General features: G+C 48.2%; 17 protein-coding genes. 7 read left to right on the top strand and 10 right to left on the bottom strand.

Annotation, left to right across the window (positions count from 1 at the left end; genetic code table 11):
- Positions 1 to 63 precede the first annotated feature (63 nt).
- Positions 64 to 774, top strand: coding sequence for a UTRA domain-containing protein (locus tag BLS03_RS03025; RefSeq protein WP_093269460.1), 711 nt, complete (start codon positions 64 to 66; stop codon positions 772 to 774).
- A 148-nt stretch (positions 775 to 922) separates the two neighbouring features.
- On the opposite strand, the gene BLS03_RS03020 is transcribed toward BLS03_RS03025, so the two are convergent.
- Positions 923 to 2,074, bottom strand: coding sequence for a glycosyltransferase family 9 protein (locus tag BLS03_RS03020; RefSeq protein ID WP_093269457.1), 1,152 nt, complete (start codon positions 2,072 to 2,074; stop codon positions 923 to 925).
- A 569-nt stretch (positions 2,075 to 2,643) separates the two neighbouring features.
- Here BLS03_RS03020 and BLS03_RS03015 point away from each other — a divergent pair.
- From BLS03_RS03015 to BLS03_RS03005, 3 genes are all read left to right on the top strand, one after another.
- Positions 2,644 to 4,233, top strand: a complete 1,590-nt coding sequence (locus BLS03_RS03015) for a phosphoethanolamine transferase (RefSeq protein WP_093269455.1) — start codon at positions 2,644 to 2,646, stop codon at positions 4,231 to 4,233.
- A gap of 148 nt (positions 4,234 to 4,381) precedes the next feature.
- Positions 4,382 to 5,068, top strand: a complete 687-nt coding sequence (locus tag BLS03_RS03010) for a response regulator transcription factor (protein ID WP_093269603.1) — start codon at positions 4,382 to 4,384, stop codon at positions 5,066 to 5,068.
- A gap of 27 nt (positions 5,069 to 5,095) precedes the next feature.
- The gene (locus tag BLS03_RS03005) at positions 5,096 to 6,586 is read left to right on the top strand and encodes a sensor histidine kinase (protein WP_093269452.1); all 1,491 of its coding nucleotides are present in this window, start codon (positions 5,096 to 5,098) and stop codon (positions 6,584 to 6,586) included.
- On the opposite strand, the gene BLS03_RS03000 is transcribed toward BLS03_RS03005, so the two are convergent.
- Positions 6,575 to 7,294, bottom strand: a complete 720-nt coding sequence (locus tag BLS03_RS03000) for a glutamine amidotransferase-related protein (protein ID WP_218121985.1) — start codon at positions 7,292 to 7,294, stop codon at positions 6,575 to 6,577. The genes BLS03_RS03005 and BLS03_RS03000 overlap by 12 nt on opposite strands.
- A gap of 258 nt (positions 7,295 to 7,552) precedes the next feature.
- Between BLS03_RS03000 and BLS03_RS02995 the strand changes: the two genes are divergently transcribed.
- Positions 7,553 to 9,040 (top strand): aldehyde dehydrogenase, encoded by a 1,488-nt coding sequence (locus tag BLS03_RS02995; RefSeq protein WP_093269449.1) that lies wholly within the window; start codon positions 7,553 to 7,555, stop codon positions 9,038 to 9,040.
- Between the two features lie 79 nt (positions 9,041 to 9,119).
- Here BLS03_RS02995 and BLS03_RS02990 read toward each other — a convergent pair whose 3' ends face one another.
- The 7 genes from BLS03_RS02990 to BLS03_RS02960 form a co-directional block, all read right to left on the bottom strand.
- Complete coding sequence (locus BLS03_RS02990) at positions 9,120 to 9,662, bottom strand: cupin domain-containing protein (protein WP_093269447.1); 543 nt, start codon at positions 9,660 to 9,662, stop codon at positions 9,120 to 9,122.
- 17 nt (positions 9,663 to 9,679) lie between these two features.
- Positions 9,680 to 10,519 carry an ABC transporter permease subunit gene (locus BLS03_RS02985; RefSeq protein WP_093269444.1) on the bottom strand — a complete coding sequence of 280 codons (840 nt, stop codon included), beginning with the start codon at positions 10,517 to 10,519 and terminating at the stop codon, positions 9,680 to 9,682.
- Positions 10,519 to 11,424 carry a putrescine ABC transporter permease PotH gene (potH, locus tag BLS03_RS02980; RefSeq protein WP_093269441.1) on the bottom strand — a complete coding sequence of 302 codons (906 nt, stop codon included), beginning with the start codon at positions 11,422 to 11,424 and terminating at the stop codon, positions 10,519 to 10,521. Before potH ends, BLS03_RS02985 begins: the two co-directional genes overlap by 1 nt.
- On the bottom strand, positions 11,421 to 12,569 hold the full coding sequence (gene potA / locus BLS03_RS02975) for a polyamine ABC transporter ATP-binding protein (protein WP_425445093.1): 1,149 nt from the start codon (positions 12,567 to 12,569) through the stop codon (positions 11,421 to 11,423). Before potA ends, potH begins: the two co-directional genes overlap by 4 nt.
- A 69-nt stretch (positions 12,570 to 12,638) precedes the next feature.
- Positions 12,639 to 13,703, bottom strand: coding sequence for a polyamine ABC transporter substrate-binding protein (locus tag BLS03_RS02970; protein ID WP_342720188.1), 1,065 nt, complete (start codon positions 13,701 to 13,703; stop codon positions 12,639 to 12,641).
- A gap of 82 nt (positions 13,704 to 13,785) precedes the next feature.
- The gene (locus BLS03_RS02965; protein ID WP_093269434.1) at positions 13,786 to 15,129 is read right to left on the bottom strand and encodes an aspartate aminotransferase family protein; all 1,344 of its coding nucleotides are present in this window, start codon (positions 15,127 to 15,129) and stop codon (positions 13,786 to 13,788) included.
- A 99-nt stretch (positions 15,130 to 15,228) separates the two neighbouring features.
- Positions 15,229 to 16,560: a glutamine synthetase family protein gene (locus tag BLS03_RS02960; protein ID WP_093269431.1), complete on the bottom strand. Its 1,332-nt coding sequence runs from the start codon at positions 16,558 to 16,560 to the stop codon at positions 15,229 to 15,231.
- Positions 16,561 to 16,784: 224 nt separating this feature from the next.
- Between BLS03_RS02960 and BLS03_RS02955 the strand changes: the two genes are divergently transcribed.
- Both BLS03_RS02955 and BLS03_RS02950 read left to right on the top strand, forming a co-directional pair.
- Positions 16,785 to 18,158: a glutamine synthetase family protein gene (locus tag BLS03_RS02955; protein ID WP_093269428.1), complete on the top strand. Its 1,374-nt coding sequence runs from the start codon at positions 16,785 to 16,787 to the stop codon at positions 18,156 to 18,158.
- A gap of 49 nt (positions 18,159 to 18,207) precedes the next feature.
- Positions 18,208 to 19,485, top strand: coding sequence for an NAD(P)/FAD-dependent oxidoreductase (locus BLS03_RS02950; protein ID WP_093269425.1), 1,278 nt, complete (start codon positions 18,208 to 18,210; stop codon positions 19,483 to 19,485).
- 129 nt (positions 19,486 to 19,614) lie between these two features.
- On the opposite strand, the gene BLS03_RS02945 is transcribed toward BLS03_RS02950, so the two are convergent.
- Positions 19,615 to 20,544, bottom strand: a complete 930-nt coding sequence (locus BLS03_RS02945) for a hypothetical protein (protein ID WP_093269423.1) — start codon at positions 20,542 to 20,544, stop codon at positions 19,615 to 19,617.
- Between the last annotated feature and the right edge of the window lie 141 nt (positions 20,545 to 20,685).

Raw genomic sequence — 20,685 nt, 5'->3', positions numbered from 1 at the left:
ATTTGCATTTGGTTTTTAACCCAGCTAAGGTTGAGTGATGGTATTTTCTGGACTAGTTCATGGATGGCGGGTAGAACCACGCAACTGAGCAAAATTAAAGCGGTGATTCGCGAACAGATCGCAGGTGGTGTGATTACCGCGCAGCAAAAATTGCCTTCTGAGCGTGAGCTTTGTGAGCGCTTTGCGACCACGCGTATCACAATTAAAGACGCGTTAAGCTCACTGGAAACCGAAGGATTGATCTATCGTGAGGAGCGTAAAGGCTGGTTTGTGTCACCACCGCGAGTGCATTACAACCCGTTGTCACGTAGCCACTTTCATCAAATGATTCATGACCAGCACCGTATTGCAGAAACGCGATTATTAAGTGTTGAAACACAGATGGCGCGCAGCGACTATGCACGCGTGCTTGAGCGCAGTGATTTGCCGACCATTCATTTGATTCGTCGTTTACGCTATATCGACGGGCGCGCTGTGTTGTATGTTGAGAACTGCCTGATCAGCGAGTTGTTTGAAGGGATTTTAAGTGAGAATCTTACCGCGTCATTGACGCAGCTTTACGAGCAAAAATATGGTTATACCACCAGCCGCTCGCGATTTGATGTGATTCCAACCGCCGCGCCGGATGCGGTAGCGAAAGCACTTGGGATTGCCAGTGGTCAGCAGGTACTTAAGATTTGCCGGGTTAACTACAACCAGTTCAATCAAATTATCGACTGTGAATTTGAATATTGGCGTCCGGATTCGGTGATGATCACCATCGACAGCTATTAACAGCTATTAAGGGCTTTTAAAGGTAAATCGGTGCAAGACAGTTGCTAATAAGTCAGTGGTTAACAGAGCAATGAACAAGTTCGCCCTATTGGTGGTGACAAATCACCAGTAGGGCGAACTCGTTTGGTTGGATTACAACGCTTTTAGATTACAGCGCTTGTAATTGCCCGAGCTCCACCTCGCGCAGGCGCTGTTCGTGAAAGCTTGTCGTGATTGGTACGACATTATTTGGTCGCTGGTTTAGCACATGGGCTAACACCTTGCTGGCGTCAAACCCATCGATATCATCGATATGCACGCAGCGCTCACCCAACAAACCATACATTTCCGGATTGGTGTGAGTGTAGAGACCAATACAAGCGACATCAGCGGCATCCGCTAAATGCAGCGGACCCGTGTCGCAGCTAATAAAGCCATCCGTATGCTTCAAGAAGCACGCCAATTCGCGCAAACTAGAAGCGCGGTAGGCGTGGTCACATTTGCCAAGTGGCTGACAAATTTCCGGCCCCATCACTTCAACCCAATTGATCGGGGTGTCGCTGGCCGCGTCAAACTTCTCAAGAATTGAAGTCCACGCTTGGTCTGACATCTTTTTATCCCCGCGAGCGCCGCGAAAATAGGCCATCACCCGTTTATCGTTGGAACCTAGAGCTTGGCGAGCCGCCTTGCCAACCTCAAGTTCTTGTTCGCTAAACGTCATTTGATGACTGGTTTTATGCAGCGATTGATGCGCCAAACGCGGTAACAAACTCAAACATCTTAGTGAAGCATGAGAGTAGACAACTTGCGGTTCAAAGGTGTGAGTGAACGCATTGTTGTAGTGCTCATGACTCGGTGCGACTTTGTTTTTGGCATTGATCAAGGCGCAGGTAATCGCATCTTGCGACGACGCAAATGGCATCAAACACAAATCGTATTGTGTTTGACGTAACGCCTTAAGATTGCGCAGGCATTGTCGCCAATTTTTAAACGTAAACTGAGTAAAGCCAAACTTGGCAATGCCCATGTTTTCGAATATTTGCTGCTGCCAAGGCATCTTTTGGATCAAGGTGATTTCAGCGTCAGGATAGAACTGCTGAACTTGACGGATAAAAGGAATCAAGAACACCGTATTTCCAACACGACTGTTGTTTCGCACAATCGCAATACGTTTTGTTTCCTCGGGTTTTAGCAATTCTGTTTCGCAACTGGTTCGATTATTTAGCGCACTTAATAAGCTTCCTGTTAGCGATTGCATCTGCCTTTTACGTGCTTTGTCAAAGCGACGCAAACCATTTTTTATTGTTAAGGTAGTGCTCATAGACAACCCCTTGTGATTATTATTTGTTATTTCCTACAACCATTAATTTAGGGCGGCTTTATTAAGATTTACTTAAGAAACGATGAAAAGCTACTGATATCGAATGAGACGCATGGCAACTGGAATCTGGCTTCCTAGCTGGCAAATTGTTGCGTAATAGAACAGTGTTCTCGTGGGGTCAAGATCGCATAAATTGGAGTTATATTGTTGTTTGTACGTTAAAAATGCGGATTTTTTGGTCGATTATGACTTCCAAGCGCAGACGTTTTTGGCTGAGAGTTGGGAAAAATGTGAGCTTTGACAGACTATCGCTTGAGTGCTTTGCATTTTCCATCTCAACCAATGCATGGCTCCGCAACTGGTAATGTTAGGGTTTTGTTACATTACAAAATATGATTGTGATTGCATATTTGAAATGGATTGGTTAAAAACTTTGCGCTACGCAAAATTCAGAGTTTCTTAAGTCATCCTTAAGTTAAAGAGCACAGTATTCTGAAAGTTATATTGTCCCTTTAAACGAAATTATGAGCTTGAGAATTTTTCACAGTTTTCCCCGTATTGAACTCAAAATGACCACCTTCGTCGCACTGATGGCGCTCTATTTTGCAACGGTGCTGAATTATCCGGTGGTTGCTAAAATATTCGACCTTAGTGAAGGCGCTGCCCATCCGTGGTTTCCCTATACCGCGCCATTTTTGTTGTTCTGCTGTTTTGTGATCATCTTTTCAGTGTTTGCACTGCCGTATTTGTTCAAACCTCTCATGGCACTGTTTACCCTGACCTCAGCAGCAGCGCTTTATGCCGCAGTGAATTTTCAGGTGATGTTTGATACCTCGATGATGGAGAGCGTGTTTGAAACTAACCTTTCTGAAGCCTCCTTTTATTTCAACATCAGCTCAATTCTATATGTGTTGGTGTTTGGGGTGATTCCCACCGTCTTTATTTTTAGTGTCGATATAGTGCCTCAACGAACTTGGTTTAAAGTGCTGGTGGCGCGTAGTAGCCTGATATTAATGGGTATCGCTGGCATTATTTTCGTTGCTGCCATCAGCTATAAAGATTACGCATCGGTTGGGCGCAACAATAAGTACCTGAGCAAAATGATCATTCCAGCACACATTTTTAACGCGGTGCGCTATATCGATAAGGCTCATTTCACTACTAAGCTGGCATACCAACCACAGGGTGAGGACGCGACGCTTAGAAAAGCGCAAAATGGTAAACCGACCCTAATGGTGTTGGTGCTTGGGGAAACCGCGCGGGGAATGAACTTCGCATACAACGGCTATGAGCGTGACACCAATCCCTATACCAAAGACTTAAATCTGATTTCATTTCAAGATGTCTCGTCATGCGGTACTTATACCGCGCTCTCGGTGCCGTGCATGTTTTCAAGTTTTGAGCGCAGTAACTACAACAAAGCCAAAGCGATGGCGCAGGACAACGTGCTGAATGTGATTGCCCATGCCGGAGTGGATATTTTGTGGATCGATAACGACGGTGGCGACAAAGGTGTCGCGAAAAAACTGGCGTATAAAGAGATAAAATCGTCACTAAAGAATGACGATTGTGATGGCAAAACCTGTTTTGATTCGGTGATGTTGGCAGATGCCGATACCTTTATCAACAAGGATGATGCCGACAAACTATTGGTCCTGCATACGATTGGTAGCCACGGCCCCACTTATTGGCAGCGTTATCCGCAGCATATGGGGACGTTTTCTCCTGCGTGCAATCGCAGCGACATCGAGAAATGTACTGACCAGCAGATCACCAATGTCTATGACAATACTCTGGTTTACACCGACTACATTTTGTCGCAAGTGGTGAAAAAGCTAGAAGGTCATGCCGACCGCTACAATGTCGCCATGATGTACATTTCTGACCACGGTGAATCGTTGGGCGAGAAAGGCTTATATTTGCATGGTACGCCGTATGCAATAGCACCGATTGAGCAAACTCAGGTTCCTTGGTTGATGTGGCTACCAAGCCAGTATGCGCAGCAAAAGGGCATCGACACCGATTGCCTGGCTCGCGAAGCTAAAACCAATGCTTACTCCCATGATAACTTCTTCCATAGCCTGCTCGGTTTTTACGGTGTGGAAACTCAAGTGAAAGATTCAAGCTTAGATTTAGTCGCTCAATGCCGACCGTCTTAGCGCCTTTTTGAACGTCGCTGCCTCGCGGTCAACTTCATGAGGCAGCGCGTAATCTAACACTGCAAAAATACCTTTTACTCTCAATCAGGTTAGCGCCATGAACTGTGATAATATCGAGCCAATTCAATCCATCACCTTTGAGCAAACCATGAAGCTATTAATTATTGAAGATTCAGAGCCGCTGCGCCGCAGTCTGTCGGTTGGGCTCAACAATCTCGGTTTTGCGGTGGATGATAGCGGTGATGGTGCAGAAGGGTTAAGTATGGCGCTAAATAATCACTATGATGCGATTGTGCTGGATCTGATGTTGCCCAGTGTTGCGGGCATGGACATTCTTAAAACCATTCGCCAGCAAGCCATTCATCAACAAAAACCTATGCCCCAAATTTTGATTTTGTCGGCTAAGACTGAAACGCAAGACCGGATTGATGGCTTACTGGAAGGGGCTGATGATTACCTTACCAAGCCGTTCTCGTTTGAAGAGTTGCATGCTCGAATTTTAGCTATCACTCGGCGCAGTAATCCATCTGCGGTCGATAACCACATTCGCGTGGGTGATTTTGATATCGATAAAAGCCTCAAAGTGTTTTCTTATCGTCAGCACTCGATTGAGCTGACCAAAAACGAGTTTAAAATTGTCCAGTGTCTGTTTGGCGCCAAAGGTCGAGTGGTCAGCATTGAAATGATCAGCGAAGCGGTGGTCGGCAGTTTTGATCATTTATCGAAAAACTCCATCGAAGCGCATTTATCTGCGGTGCGTAAAAAAGTCCGCCAGCTCGGCGCTGATTTACCGGTCAAAAATAAGCGTGGCTTTGGCTACATTGTCGAAGAGTAAGTTTCGCGTTGTTAGGTGAATCAATCTATGCCACATACAGCTAAAACTCAGGAGCTTGTCAAAACCAAGTCGATCAAACGCAATTTGATCAACTCGCTGTCGGCGGTGTTTGGTTTGATTGTGTTTGGCGTGTTTTTGAGCGTTGATTTGAGTGTGGATGGTTGGGTCGACAGCCAGTTTGACCAAGCGATGCTCAATAAAGCCAACAGTCTGAAATCGCATATTCGCCAAGTCGATAGCCATATTGATGTGGCGCTAAATAGCGATGCTGCGCCGGAATTTAAGCCCGGCAAAGATCCGCAGTTTTACCAAGTGTGGCAGGGTGAAGAAAGTTTGCAGCGCTCGGCCTCACTTGAGGCTTACTCGAACGTCGATTTACTGAAAACCGAATTGCCTCTTGGCAGCAGTAAAATCGTGCCCGTTGAGCTGCCTAATGGGTTATCGGGGCGTGCCTCGCTGTCGTATTTTGTGCCGAAATTAGCGCGCGGTGATGGCAACCCTGTGCCAGTGTACTTGACCATTTATAAGTCTGATCAAAGCACGGAACACTCGCTGCTGATCATCGATATTTTGTTAGTGAGCGGTTTTTGCCTATCGCTTGCAGTCATGCGTTACTTGGCGGTTACCATTGTTGATAAAGGTCTAAAGCCGCTGGATTCACTCAATCGCGAGTTGAAATCGATGCTGGTAGAAGATCACGCGGGCAGCAAAAAAGTGTCCAGTAATACTCCACGTTTGCTGTCAACGCCGGCGCGGCCAGTGGAAGAGATTGAACCGATTCGCCAAGAGATCAATAACTATATCCAAAATAACTTTAAGTTATTAAGCAACGAAAAACGCATTACCGGTGATATCGCCCACGAGCTGAAAACGCCGATTTCGGAAATCATTGCTCTGACCGAAGTGTATATTCGCTATCCCAATGATGCGCGCATTGGCGAAACCTATAAGCAGGACATGCTGTCGATTGCGAATCGTATGCGCAATATTGTCGAGAAACTGCTGTTACTCCAACGCACTTCTTCAACCTCAATCGAGCGCCATATTGAGCCGCTTGAGCTTAGCGATCTGCTTGAGCAGATTGTCAAAGAGCTGTCGTTTAAACAGCCTGATACTGCTCAACGGGTAACGATTGAAAGCGCGTATTCAAAACCGCTGATGGCAGATAGGTTTAGCCTCGAAACCATTTTGGTCAATTTACTTGATAACGCGCTGTTTTATGGCGTGCGAACGCAAAAGGTACGCCTCAACAGCCAAGTGGTTAATAATGCGCTGGTGCTGCGTATCGTGAATCACGTCGAACAGCCGCTCGATGATGAGCAACTCGAGAAGCTCACCGACCCACTGTTTCAAGTCGATTTTGCCCGCAGCGATGCTACGCGCTACGGTTTAGGGCTATCGATTGTCAATAATCTGTGCCATTTAAACGGTTGGACGCTAAGCCTTAGCCAAGCTGCGGGCAATACGTTTATTGCCGCGCTCAGTCTGCCGCTGACCGATACCCGTTCAGCGAGCTAAAAACTGCGCAATCCAACCCATCACTACGCTGGAATGGGGTGGCAGCTCCAAACTGGTGAGCGCGTGGTCATATTGCGCTTCATTTAACAGCTTACGCTTACGTTCAATGAGCTTGCGTTCAAACTCCAAACTGAATTCAGGATGCCCCTGAACGGTAAAGATATGTTCACCTTTACCAAGCATATAATTGGGGCAAAAATCGCTTGCAGCAATCAGTTCAAGTGAGTCAGGGCGGCGCAGCACTTGATCTTGATGGCTCACCAACAGCTGCAGTGTGTCGAGCTTTGGCGTCATCCATGGTTTGTGCTGCTCGATGCGATTGATGCTGACGCCCAATCCCCAGCCCTTATCGGATTTCGCCACTTCACCACCCAATGCGCGAGCAATAATTTGATGGCCAAAGCAGATGCCGACCAGCGGTACTTTGCACGCCTCGACCTTTATAATCCAAGCGGCGAGTTGCTCAATCCAGGGTTTATCGGCGTATGCATCGTGAGTGCTGCCGGTAATGATAAAGCCGTCAAACGCTTCAACATCGCTTGGCAGTTGCTGCATCACCGCATCAAAACAGTGATATTCAAATAGAGCAGGGTATTGCGCTTGTGAAAACGGCGCTAAGCCAGCCATGATCATATCGGCGTATTCACCAAATTCGGCGGCCAGTGGCGGCGCGACGGCGTCACAGACAATAATTGCTATTTTTCTCATCAACACGACTCCTTGTGTTTGAGCGCGGCAAGCCATGCCGCGAGGTTGAGATAGTCACAATAAGCTAATATATTTAACATTATTGCTGTTATTTTGCTTATTTAGGTTCACAAAAGTCAAAATAATGAACACAATTGGTTCTCGTCACTGTTCTGCTAACCGTTCTGGCAACAGCTGTGGTAACAGAATCATTCTTTCTAACGCGCGATGGAACGATGCGCGAAACCCATACACTCGCTCAGCGAAGCAAGGAATATTATGGACAATCAAACTTGGCACGCTTTATCCGAACAACTCGAATATTCAACTCAAGCGTTTATTAACGGCGAACTGACCGATGCGGTCAGCGGCAAAACCTTTTCTTCTCTTAATCCTGCCACTGGTGAGTCGCTGGGGCAATTCTCTCAGTGCGATAGTGCTGATGTCGATCTTGCGGTCGGTTTCGCGCGTCAGGCGTTTGAAAGCGGCGTGTGGTCGAGTAAATCGCCCAGCGAGCGCAAACAAGTGCTACTCGAATTTGCCAAGTTGATTGAGCTAAACCTCGACACATTGGCGCTGTTGGAATCGCTCGACGCTGGCAAACCCATTTCTGACACCCTTGGCTATGACGCGCCGGCTACTGCGCGCTGCATCGCTTGGAACGCCGAAGCGATTGACAAACTGTACGACGAAGTTGCGCCAACCACATCCGATGCTCTGGCTTTGGTCACCCGTGAGCCACTTGGCGTGGTTGCGGCAATTGTGCCGTGGAATTTTCCTGCCGTGATGGCTTCTTGGAAACTGGGTCCTGCGCTGGCGGCGGGCAACTCGGTTATCGTTAAACCATCGGAAAAAAGCCCGCTGTCAGCGATTTATCTTGCCAAGCTTGCGTATCAAGCCGGGCTTCCCGCTGGCGTTTTCCAAGTGCTGCCTGGCTTTGGGCACGAGGCGGGGCAAGCCCTAGCGCTGCACAGTGATGTCGACTGTATTACCTTTACCGGCTCAACTGCGGTGGGTAAAAAACTGCTGACCTTTGCAGGTGAGTCAAATCTTAAGCGTACGTTTATGGAGTGTGGTGGTAAGAGTCCGCACATCATTTTCCCTGATGTCAAAAACTTGGATAAAGCGGTTGCCACGGCAGCGGCGGCGATTTGTTATAACCAAGGTGAAGTGTGTACCGCAGGCTCGCGTTTACTCGTTCATCGCTCGCTGTATCAAACCGTGGTCGATAAACTGTGTCAGCAAGTACAAGACTGGCAGCCACAAAACCCATTGCTACTTGAGTCGAAAATGGGCGCAATCATTGATGAGCAGCAGATGAATAAAGTGCTTGGATATATTGAATTGGGTCAGCAGCAAGGCGCTACGCTTGCGTGCGGTGGTAAACAAGTGCTGAGCGAAACTGGCGGCTTTTATATTCAGCCAACCATTTTTAGTGATGTGACGCCTGATATGGCGATCGCGCGCGAAGAGATTTTCGGCCCTGTGCTGTCGGTGATTGCCTTTGATAGTACCGAACAGGCGATTCAAATTGCCAATGACAGCGAATATGGCTTGGCGGCAGGGTTGTGGACGGCAGATATTTCAACGGCGGTGCGAGTATCACGTGCGCTGCGCGCCGGTACAGTCTTTGTTAATAACTGGGATGGTGGGGACATGACCATGCCATTTGGCGGCTACAAGCAAAGTGGCAATGGCCGCGATAAATCTTTGCATGCGATAGAGAAATACACTGAGCTTAAATCCACTTGGATTGAACTCGACTAAGCGCTTTGGCGCTGGTTACTTGCAATAATAAACCCGCCAATTGGCGGGTTTATTATATACCGTAGAGCGAGCAGAGAATTTAGAACGTCGCCGGTGTCGCGGCGCTAATCAGTTCACATTCCACTTTGCCTTTGTTTCTGAATCGATGTGGAGTGCGCGTATCAAAATAGTACGAGTCACCAGGTTTCAGAACTCGGGTTTGATTACCAATGATGATCTCGATTTCACCGCGCAGCACGATGCCACCTTCTTCACCATCATGCTTCATGAAATCGGTACCCGTATCGGCACCCGGCGGGTAAGTTTCACGCATCACTGACAATTTACGTTTGGCGCGTTTGCTGCCGACCAGCAACATTTGAATCGCGCCATCGCCAAGGTCGACCAGCTCGTCTGCGGAATAGAAAATTTGTTCTTTGTTTTCAACATCAACGGTGAAAAATTCACCCATCGACACCGACATCGCATCTAAGATCTTTTTCAGTGAACCCACGGATGGGTTCACTTGATTTTTTTCAATTTGAGAAATCATGGAGTTGGTCACTCCACTTAATTTCGCCAGCTCACGCTGCGAGATACCTTTCATTGTTCGAATGGCTTTTAACTGGTTTCCCACGTCCATACATTTCTCCAGAAGTCTTAGGTCGCAGAACGTATTTCCCTCTGCCGCTTCTTCTCTGCTCGCGCCATCAGCCACCAAGCAAGGAAGGTCGCACATGATACAATAAGTATCATCAATGTCGCTAGTGCATTGATTTTAGGGCTGACACCAAGTCTCACACTGGAAAACACCACGATTGGCAGCGTGGTGGCGCTTGGCCCAGAAACAAAGCTTGAGATGACGAGGTCATCCAAAGACAGCGTAAACGCCAAGAGCCAGCCCGCCGCGAGCGCAGGGGTGATGGTGGGAATAGTGATTTGAAAGAACACTTTCCACGGCGGCGCGCCTAAGTCCTGAGCGGCTTCTTCAATTGAGCGGTCAAGCTCTTGCAGGCGCGAGTTAATCACCACAGTGACATAAGCGGTGCAGAAGGTGACATGGGCAATCCAGATGGTCATCATGCCGCGCTGTGCAAACAGTTCAAAGAACTGGCCGAGCGAGATAAACAGCAGCAATAGCGACAAACCGGTAATCACATCCGGCATAACCAGCGGTGCGGTGATCATAAATGCAAAGCTGGTTTCGCCGCGAAATTTGCCAAAGCGCTGCAGCACAAATGCGGCTATGGTGCCAAACACCACAGCCGTCGTGGCGGCCATGGCGCCGATGGTTAAGCTCAGTTTCAAGCCGTCAATCAACTGCTTGTCGTTAAATAGCTCGACATACCATTTGGTGGAAAATCCCGCCCAAACCGTGACCAAACGGCTTTCATTAAACGAGTAAAACACCAAAATCATGATCGGAATATAGAGAAAGGAGAAAACTAGGCCGAGCATGACCCATTTCCACTTGGTGTTGTAAACAGGAATCGCGTTCATTAGCCGTTCTCCAATTCACGTTTTTGATAGCGATGGAACCACAAAATTGGCACCATCAAAATAAGCAGCATAGTGATAGCCACGGCAGACGCCACCGGCCAGTCACGGTTGTTAAAGAACTCTTGCCACAACACTCGACCAATCAATATTGAATCTGGGCCGCCAAGCAGTTCGGGAATCACAAATTCGCCCACTGCAGGAATAAACACCAGCATTGAACCGGCGATGATGCCTGCTTTGGTCATTGGCACTAAAACTTGGAACAGCACTTTAAATGGTCTGGCGCCAAGGTCGAATGCGGCTTCCACCAGCGAGTAATCGACTTTCATCAATGCGGTATAAATGGGCAGCACCATAAACGGCAAATAGGTGTAGACAATGCCGATGTACACCGCCAAATCGGTGTGAAGAATCTTAAGTGGCTGGTCGATAATGCCGATGCTCATCAACAGGTTATTGAGTAGGCCGTTGTTTTTCAAAAGGCCAATCAATGCGTAAACGCGAATCAAAAAGCTGGTCCACGATGGCAAGATGATCAGCATCAGCAGCACATTTCGAGTTGCCGGTTTGGAGTGCACAATTGCCCACGCGGTTGGGTAGCCAATCAGCAAACACAGCAGGGTTGAAATGGCTGCAGTACGAATCGATAGCAAGTAAGACGAGGCGTAAAGATCGTCTTGCACCAAATACAGGTAGCTGCCGACGTTGAGAAATACCTCGAGTTTGTCGTCGAGATAATTGAACAGATCAGAGTAGGGAGGAATCGAAAGTTGCGCTTCAGCGAAACTGATTTTGAACACAAATAGGAACGGCAGGAGAAAGAACAGCAGCAGCCACGTAAATGGCACGCCGACCACCGCGTACTGCCCATAGCGAATCGACTTTAAGTAATTGAGTAACTTCATATTGTCAGTACCACCCCGCTGTCCATTTCCCAATACAGGCTGATGGGCTCATTCCAAGTTGGCATTTGCGAATTAACGCGGCTGACGTTTTGTACTGAGGCGGTGACCAGTTTGCCACTTGGCAAACGCACATGATAAATCGACTGACTACCAAGGTAGGCAATGTCTTCAACGATGCCGGTACACGTATTGCCTTGGCTGAGCGATTCTTGGCAAATGAAGATTTTCTCAGGGCGCACCGCGACCATCAGTTGGGTGCCGACGGTGGCTGAGATGCCGTGGTTGAGTATCACCGGTTTTTTTAGCGCATCGCAGGTAATTTCGGCGCGGTCGCTGCGCGATTTGGTCAGCGTGCCTTCAAAGATGTTGACCGAACCGATAAATTCGGCGCTCATACGTGAGTTTGGCGATTCGTAGATCGACTCCGGCGCGCCAATTTGAACGAATTGGCCTTTATTCATGACCGCGATGCGATCGGCCATGGTCATGGCTTCTTCCTGATCGTGCGTCACCATCACACAGGTCACGCCAACCCGTTCGAGAATATCGACGATTTCGAGCTGCATTTTTTCGCGCAGGTTTTTATCCAGCGCGCCCATTGGCTCATCAAGCAGCAGCAGTTTGGGCTTTTTAGCAAGGCTGCGCGCGAGCGCCACACGCTGGCGTTGACCACCAGAGAGTTGATGCGGTTTACGGTTGGCGTAGTCTTGCATGTGAACCAAGGTCAGCAATTCGTTGACTGTGGTTTTGATCTCTTTCTTTGGCACACCATCTTGCTTGAGACCAAAGGCGATATTGTTGAACACCGTCATATGGGGGAACAGTGCATAGGACTGAAACATCATATTGACTGGGCGTTTATAGGGCGGGATTTTAGATAGGTCTTGACCATCGAGAATGATTTGCCCTTTGCTTGGCGCTTCAAAACCCGCCAGCATTCGTAGCAAGGTCGATTTACCACAGCCAGAGGCACCAAGCAGCGCAAAAATTTCGCCTTGGTGAATGGTTAAATCAATGTTGTCGACGGCAGGTAGACCTTCAAACTCTTTGCTGAGTCCTTTGATTTCAAGTAAGACTTTCTTGTCTTTTTTGCCAATATTCAAGCGCGACTCAATCGGTGTTGGGGCTGATTTCACAGCAAGCATAGTCATAACAAATCCTTGTTCTACATAACCTTTTCGCCCTTGGCTTCATGCCAAGGGCGTTTTCCTTGATCAGTTTTTAACGAAGTCTGTCCAAGTACGAGTCAGCGCTCGCGTGGCTTTCATTGGCAGAATTGCGTTGGTGTAGAGCTTCTCTTGCACCGCTGGCGTCGGGAAGATACTTGGGTCGTTAATGATGTCCGGTTCGACGAATTCACGTGACGGAATATTTGGGTTTGAGTACCAAACATAGTTGGTGATATCGGCGATGACTTTTGGACGCAAAATGTAGTTGATGAATTTCTCGGCATTCTCTGGATGCTTGGCATCTTTAGGAATGGCGAGTAGGTCAAACCATGCTAGTGCGCCTTCTTTTGGAATCGAATACGCGATTTCAACACCGTTGTTGGCTTCGGTTGCCCGGTCAGCCGCTTGCATCACATCACCAGACCAGCCGATCACCACACAGATATCGCCGTTGGCCAAATCGTTAATGTATTGCGATGAGTGGAAGTAGGTGATGTAAGGGCGTACTTTCTCCAGCATGGTGAGTGCATCTTTGTAATCTGATGGGTTGGCTGAGTTGGGATCTTTACCGATGTAGTTGAGCGCCGCAGCCATGATTTCGGTTGGCGCGTTTAGGTAAGCCACGCCACATGAGGCGAGTTTTTCCATGTATTTAGGCTCAAAGACTAAATCCCAACTGTCGACAGGCGCATCATCACCCAGCACTTGTTTGACTTTTTCAACGTTGTAGCCAATGCCCGTGGTTCCCCAAAGGTAAGGCACGGCAAATTGGTTGTCTGGGTCAACAGAGCTTGCCAACATGCCCATCAATTTCGGGTCGAGGTTGGCGTAGTTCGACAATTTGGCTTTATCAAGCGGCATAAATGCGCCCGCTTTGGCTTGGCGACCAAGAAAGTCGTTACTTGGCACCACTAAGTCAAAACCCGTGTTACCAGACAGAATTTTGGCTTCCAGCACTTCGTTCGAATCAAATACGTCGTAGACGACTTTAATGCCGGTCTCTTTTTCAAAATCGGCAATGGTGTTTTCCGCGATATAGTCTGACCAGTTGTAAATGTTCAGCACTTTTTCTTCTTCCGCCTGAGCAAAGCCAGACACGGCAACAGCCATCAGGCCAGTCAACAACGCATTTTTCTTCAGAGGGTTAAACATATGGTTCTCCGATCCTTGGGGTTGATATGTTTGACAAGGGTTATAAGTTCGCTAACGTCTTGTCGAGGGCGAGTGTCGCTCGTTCAACGAGCAAATCAATTTCCTGTTTAGTGATGATAAGCGGCGGTGACACGATCATGGTGTCACCCACAGCGCGCATCACCAGACCACTGGCAATACAATTTTCGCGGCACATCATGCCCACTTCCAACTCTTTGCTGTAACGCTCCTTACTGGCTTTATCGCGCACCAGTTCAATGGCGCCAACCATGCCTTTTGAGCGAGCTTCACCCACTAATGGGTGCTGCGCGAGTTGCTGCCATTTATCGGCAAAATAGGGAATGATCGACTCTTTGAGCGTGGGAATGATGTGTTGCTTTTGCATCTCTTCAATATTGGCAATCGCCACCGCGCAAGCCGCTGGATGACCAGAATAGGTAAAGCCGTGGGCAAATTCGGAATTGGCGTCTTTGAGCACTTGTGCAACCTCATCACGCACCATCACACCGCCAAGTGGCAGGTAACCGGAGGTGATGCCTTTAGCCATGCACAAGAGATCAGGGCGAATGTTGTAGGTTTGGCTGGCAAACCATTCACCGGTGCGGCCAAAACCGCAAATTACTTCATCGGCAACCAGCAAGATTTCATATTTATCGCAGATGCGTTGAATTTCTGGCCAGTAGCTTTCAGGTGGAATGATCACACCGCCTGCGCCTTGAATAGGCTCAGCGATAAAGGCCGCGACGTTGTCTTCGCCAAGTTCTAGAATTTTCGCTTCAAGCTGACGCGCACGTTCAAGGCCAAAGGCTTGAATATCATCACCATCGTACTCACCAAATGCGTAGGGTTGGTCGATATGCACAATGTCTGGCACCAAGCAGCCAGTTTGTTTGTGCATGAACTCCATGCCGCCAAGGCTGGCCCCTGCGATGGTACTGCCGTGGTAGGCATTTTTACGTGCAATGATGGTTTTCTTGTTGGTCTTGCCAAGGTTATTCCAGTAGTAACGCACCATGCGCACGACGGTATCGTTACACTCTGAGCCTGAACCGGTAAAAAACACATGATTCATGCCCTCGGGTGTGACTTCGGCAAGCAATTTAGCCAAGCGCGCCGCTGGTGGGTGCGAGGTTTGGAAGAACAAGTTGTAGTAGGGCAGTTCGCTTAGCTGCTTGGTGGCCGCTTCAATCAGAGGTTGACAACTGTAACCTAAATTAACGCACCACAGCCCTGACATACCATCAAGAATTTGGTGGCCGTGCTCATCAAAAATATAGACACCTTCTGCGCGCTCGATCATACGCGAGCCTTTGCGGTTCAAGTCATGATAGTTACTAAATGGATGAAAGCAGTGCTGGGCATCGTATTCAACAAGTTCTGACATGAGAAATCCTTTTCTTATTCGTGACTTTGGTCAGTGAAATCCGTATCTGTGTCGCTGGCGTGTTAGCACCTTGATTAATGCATTGATTAATAACGTGACTCACACATTGAGCAGCAAAAACTCCCGTTCCCAAGAGCTGATGACTTGGAAGAAGGTTTCGTATTCTTTGCGCTTAATGGCAACGTAAGCCGCAACAAAACGTTCGCCGAGAATCTCTTTAAGTTCATCGCACGCTTGCAGTTGTACCAGAGCATCTTCCAAGGTATGCGGTAGCGTGTACGGATTTTGGCTGGTGTCCTCGGTCGAAATCGAGGTCGGTTTGAGTTGGTTTTTTACGCCCAAATAGCCACTCGCCAAGCTTACTGCCATCGCCAAATATGGGTTGGCATCAGCGCCGACGTAACGGTTTTCCAACCGGCGCGAGTTTTTGCCTGATACCGGAACGCGAAGCCCTACGGTGCGGTTGTCTTCCCCCCAATCAAGGTTGGTTGGTGCACAATCACCAAAGATCAAGCGGCGATAGGAGTTGACGTTGGGCGCATAGAACGCAATCGCTGCCGGGGTGTATTTCTGCATGCCGCCGATGTAGTGCATGAAGAATTCGCTGTTGGTGCCATCTGGGTTGCTAAATAGGTTGTTGCCGTCAGCATCAAGAATGTTTTGATGAATGTGCATCGCGCTGCCGGGCTCTTGTTCCATTGGCTTGGCCATAAACGTCGCGTAAACGTTGTGGCGCAGCGCCGCTTCACGTACGGTACGCTTAAATAAAAATACTTGGTCGGCGCTTTCAAGTGCATCGCCATGGTCAAAGTTGATCTCCATTTGCGCCGCCCCGGATTCGTGAATCAGGGTATCGACATCAAGCTTTTGAAGATCACAAAAGTCGTACATCTCTTCAAACAGCGGATCAAACTCGTTGACTGCATCAATGCTGAACGATTGACGCGCCGTTTCTGGGCGACCATTGCGGCCAATTGGCGGCTTGAGTGGGTAGTCCCAGTCGAGGTTTTGCTGCACCAAGAAAAACTCCAGCTCTGGCGCAACCACCGGCGTCCAACCCTCATTTTCGTACAGTTTAAGTACCTTGCGAAGCACGCTACGCGGCGAAATTTCCGCCGGGTTGCCGTGGCTATCAAAACAGTCATGGATGATTTGCGCGGTGGGCTCTTTGGCCCAAGGGACAAAGCGAATGGTATTGATATCCGGCTCAAGGTGCATGTCACGTTCGGTGAGATCGATCATGCTGTCGTCGTCTGGCCAGTCACCAGTGACGGTTTGGAAGAATAGGCTCTCTGGCAGGCGCATGCCTTGGTCATTGATGTATTTATGCGCTGGAATAATTTTACCGCGCGCATTGCCGGTAATGTCTGGCACCAAGCATTCTACTTCGGTGATGCGGTTTTCAGTAAACCACTGTTTGATGATGTCCATATCACTCAATATCCATGGGTTGCGTAAAGTATATCGAAACATTTTCATAACAATACTAAATCTAGAATTGTCAATTAAACGGTTAATTGTCAACCGCTTTGTTCGATATTTACCTAACTAATTTCCGATTATGGGACTTTGGGAATCTACTGTTGCAATATATTTAACAATATGCCTATTCTATTTGAGTCTATTTTTTGTGCTGTTTGATAAGGAAATCGATAATGAGCCAAGGACGAAGAAAATGGATGACTCAAGAGGATATTCCGCAAGCGATCGCCTTTGCAGAGCAATATCCTGATGTCCACAGCGTGGATCTGATTCTGTTCGACATGAACGGAATGGAGCGTGGAAAGCGCATCCCAATCAACATGTTACCTAAGGTCGTCGAAAATGGTTTGTACATGCCTGCATCGATTTTTGCCCTCGACATTACGGGTGAAACCGTTGAGGAAACCGGGCTGGGATTTGAGCTAGGTGATGGCGACCGCATCTGCCGAATTGTAACGAATACCTTGTCGCTGGTGCCATGGAAAGAGGGGGTGGCTCAAGCGGTGTTGACCATGTTAGATCAAGACCAAACTCAAGGTTTTTTCGCCGACCCTCGCCACGCTTTGCGCCGCCAGCTCAATGGTTTGGCAGAGCAAGAGTTATACCCGTGTGTGGCGGTCGAGTTTGAGTTTTATCTCCAAGACAGTGAGCTTGATAGTGAAGGCAATCCGCAACCACCTTTGATGCCCCTTAGTGGCAAACGCATGACCCAGACTCAAGTCTATTCACTCGATGAACTCGATGAGTTTCGCGGCTTTATCGATGAAGTGATTTCAGTATGTGAAACGCAAAATATTCCCGCATCCAACATTTTGGCCGAATATGCTCCGGGCCAGTTTGAGGTCAATTTGCACCATAACCTCGATGTGATGCAGGCCTGTGACCAAGCTATGCTGATGAAACGAGTGGTACGGGCGATAGCGAAGAAGCACGGTTTTGAAGCCAACTTTATGGCGAAACCGTATTCTGACTATGCTGGTAATGGCTGCCACATTCACGTCAGTATGCAAGACAGGTTCGGCGACAATGTGTTTTGCCAACACGAGCAAATGCTCAAACACGCGATTGGAGGCGTATTGGCTTACATGCCAGAGACCATGGCGATCATCGCGCCCAATGCGAACTCGTATCGCCGCTTTCAGCCCAATATGTTTGTGTCGTTATGGCCCAATTGGGGCTGGGATAACCGCACGGTCGCACTGAGAATTCCATCCGGAGAAGCGGCGGATACTCGCCTTGAGCACCGCTTACCTGGCGCTGATTGTAACCCTTACTTAGTGGTGGCGACCATTTTGGCGACTATCAAAGAGGGGCTGGATAACCACATTGAGCCGCCGCTAGCCGTTGAAGGCAACGCCTACGAGCTGGAAGGTGAGAATTTCTTGCCGATTTCCTGGCCTCAGGCTCTTGAGCGTTTCGAGCACAGTGACGTGCTAAAAAAACGCTTAACGCCAGAGTTCTGTCATGTTTACCATCAGAGTAAACACAGCGAGCAAGTTAACTTCTTTTCCCAAGTCTCACCGTTGGAATATCAGTGGTACCTGTGATAAGTCGTTAAATAAAAGGATTTTATTTAGATGTTAAGGATAACCAACCATGAAGCAACCGCACGTTGATTCGTACTACGCGGCCAGTGCCAACCACGATTTTGATTTTCCACCCCTACAAGGTGCGCAAAGCGCCGATGTGTGCGTTATCGGTGCTGGTATTACCGGTACCGTAACCGCCTTAGAGCTGGCTAAGAAAGGCTACAAAGTCATTGTTCTCGAAGCAGAAAAAGTCTCTTGGGGCGCTTCGGGGCGCAGTGGTGGCCAAGCCATTTTTGGCTGGGCGAGCGAACAAGACAGCTTGGAAAAGCTGGTGGGCGCGCCTGATGCCAAAACCCTGTGGGACCTTTCCGTTGAAGCGCTGGAAACCACTAAAGGCTACATCAAAGATTACAACATCGATTGCGATTGGCGCGATGGTATGGTGCATTTGGCGATCAAAGCGCGCCACGAACGGGAACTCAAACAGTGGCATGAAAGCTTAGCGAACAAATATGGCTATGGTTCACTTGAGCTATGGGATAAGCAGCAAGTTCGCGACAATATTGATAGTGAGCGCTACTGCTTTGGTATGTTTGACCGCAATAGTGGTCACTTACATCCGCTCAATTACACTCTGGGTTTGGTTGCGGCGGCCAAAGCGCTCGGGGTCGAGTTTTATGAAGGCAGCCGAGTCAAAAAGATCCACCACGGGTCGCCAGCCAAAATTGTTACCGCCAAAGGACAGGTAACCGCCGATTATGTAGTGCTAGCTTGTAATGCCTATATGGAAGGGCTGGACTTCAAACTCGAAAGCCGAGTGATGCCTGTCGGCACCTATATCTGCGCCTCTGAGCCATTGGAGCCTTCGCTTGCCGGTTCGTTAATGAAAAACAACATCGCGGCGTGCGACATTAATTTTGTGCTCGACTATTTCCGCTGCTCGGCAGATCATCGCATGTTGTTTGGTGGACGTTGCAGTTACTCTGGTATCGACCCGCGCAGTATCGAAGGCACGATGCGCAAACGCATGGTCGATGTCTTTCCCCAATTGAAAAACGTCAAGATTGACTACGCTTGGGGCGGCTATGTCGGCATTACTATGAATCGCGCGCCGTACTTTGGCCGTATCAAAGACAACGTGTTTTACGCTCAAGGTTTTTCGGGGCACGGCATTGCTGCTACTGGGCTTGCGGGCAAACTCATGGCTGAAGCGGTATCCGGCACTGCTGAGCGGTTAGATGTGTTTGAACGCATTCCGCATCTGCCATTTCCCGGCGGACGCTTACTGCGCACACCAGCGCTTGTACTGGCGATGAGCTACTACCGCCTACGGGATATTTTGTAGTCGCCAACAACAAGGTAAAAAATTAACGACCAAAGCAAAAGCCTGCGCTGAGCGACTCTATAAACTCACCGCAGGCTTTTCTATGTTAAATCTTGCTCAAGGCAAAGTTGCTCTGAATCTCAAAGTGTTTTAAACAAGTTCGGTTGGCACTGTGTCCGAATAGAGCAGGTACTGTTCATCGTCGTACGTTGCAACGATTTTATACTCTCCTGTCGCGAGCGTTGAAACATCAATATCATCAAATTCATCGCTAAACTCGATATTAAAACCATCCAACCACAACCCATTGTTAGCGCTGGCGTTGTTGGCCAATAGCTGCTGATCGATGTTTAGCGTTTGAGTGCTTATACTGGCATTGACCAGCGTTTCAAAGTTCTCAAAATCAATATCATTGATGTGGGTTGCGGTGAGAGTATCGCTGCCGTCACCACCGTCGACATAGCGCAATTGACTGCTCGACTCCGCTCCAGCAAGGATGCATTTGAAACTATCATCTCCCGCACTTAAATCAATGTTAAATTCGGTCCAGCGGGTACCAGCGACAGCTTGCATGGTCAGGTAGTCGCTTTGTTCACTGCCCGTGATTGTAAATAGATTGCTCCAACTCGCACTGTTGCTGTATACCTCGATATAAACATCGCTTTCGCCTTCAAGAGAAGATAAGTCTATTTCTCCTCGCTTGATATCATAAATATTTATATCACTACTTGCCCAACCAGGTTCGCTAAGATCACTACTTAACTCCAAATAGAGATCGACAAAGTTTTTTAGGGTTAACGTGCCATATTGATTGCCACCAAAACCGGCTGACGAATCGATATAGAGTTCTTTTACTCCTTGTTGATTCCACTCGCCGATATTTTCTATGCGATCTTCACCTATGCCATAGTGATCCCAAGAATCATAGATTTCGACTAGCCCTTGCTGTCTGGTTTGGATATCTCCCATGTAAGACCCTGTGAAGCCAAAGGTCAGATCCAGTACTTCGCCGTTTTCGGCAGTAAGATTGGACGCGCTGCCTGTGCCATCAATGTTGGTGGTGCCTACGATTGCGCTCATCACTCGTTCCTTGTGCTCATTGAGATAGGTCATTAGCAAGTATAAAAAGGCTTGGTTTGAGAAAGGGATGATTTTTTATATCGTAACAAGAGACCAATTTTTAGGCAGTGGTTGGTTAAATAGTATTTAGTGAACTTAAAC

Source organism: Vibrio xiamenensis, assembly GCF_900100015.1.
Lineage (GTDB): Bacteria > Pseudomonadota > Gammaproteobacteria > Enterobacterales > Vibrionaceae > Vibrio > Vibrio xiamenensis.
This window is presented reverse-complemented; position numbering and strand designations above follow the sequence as displayed.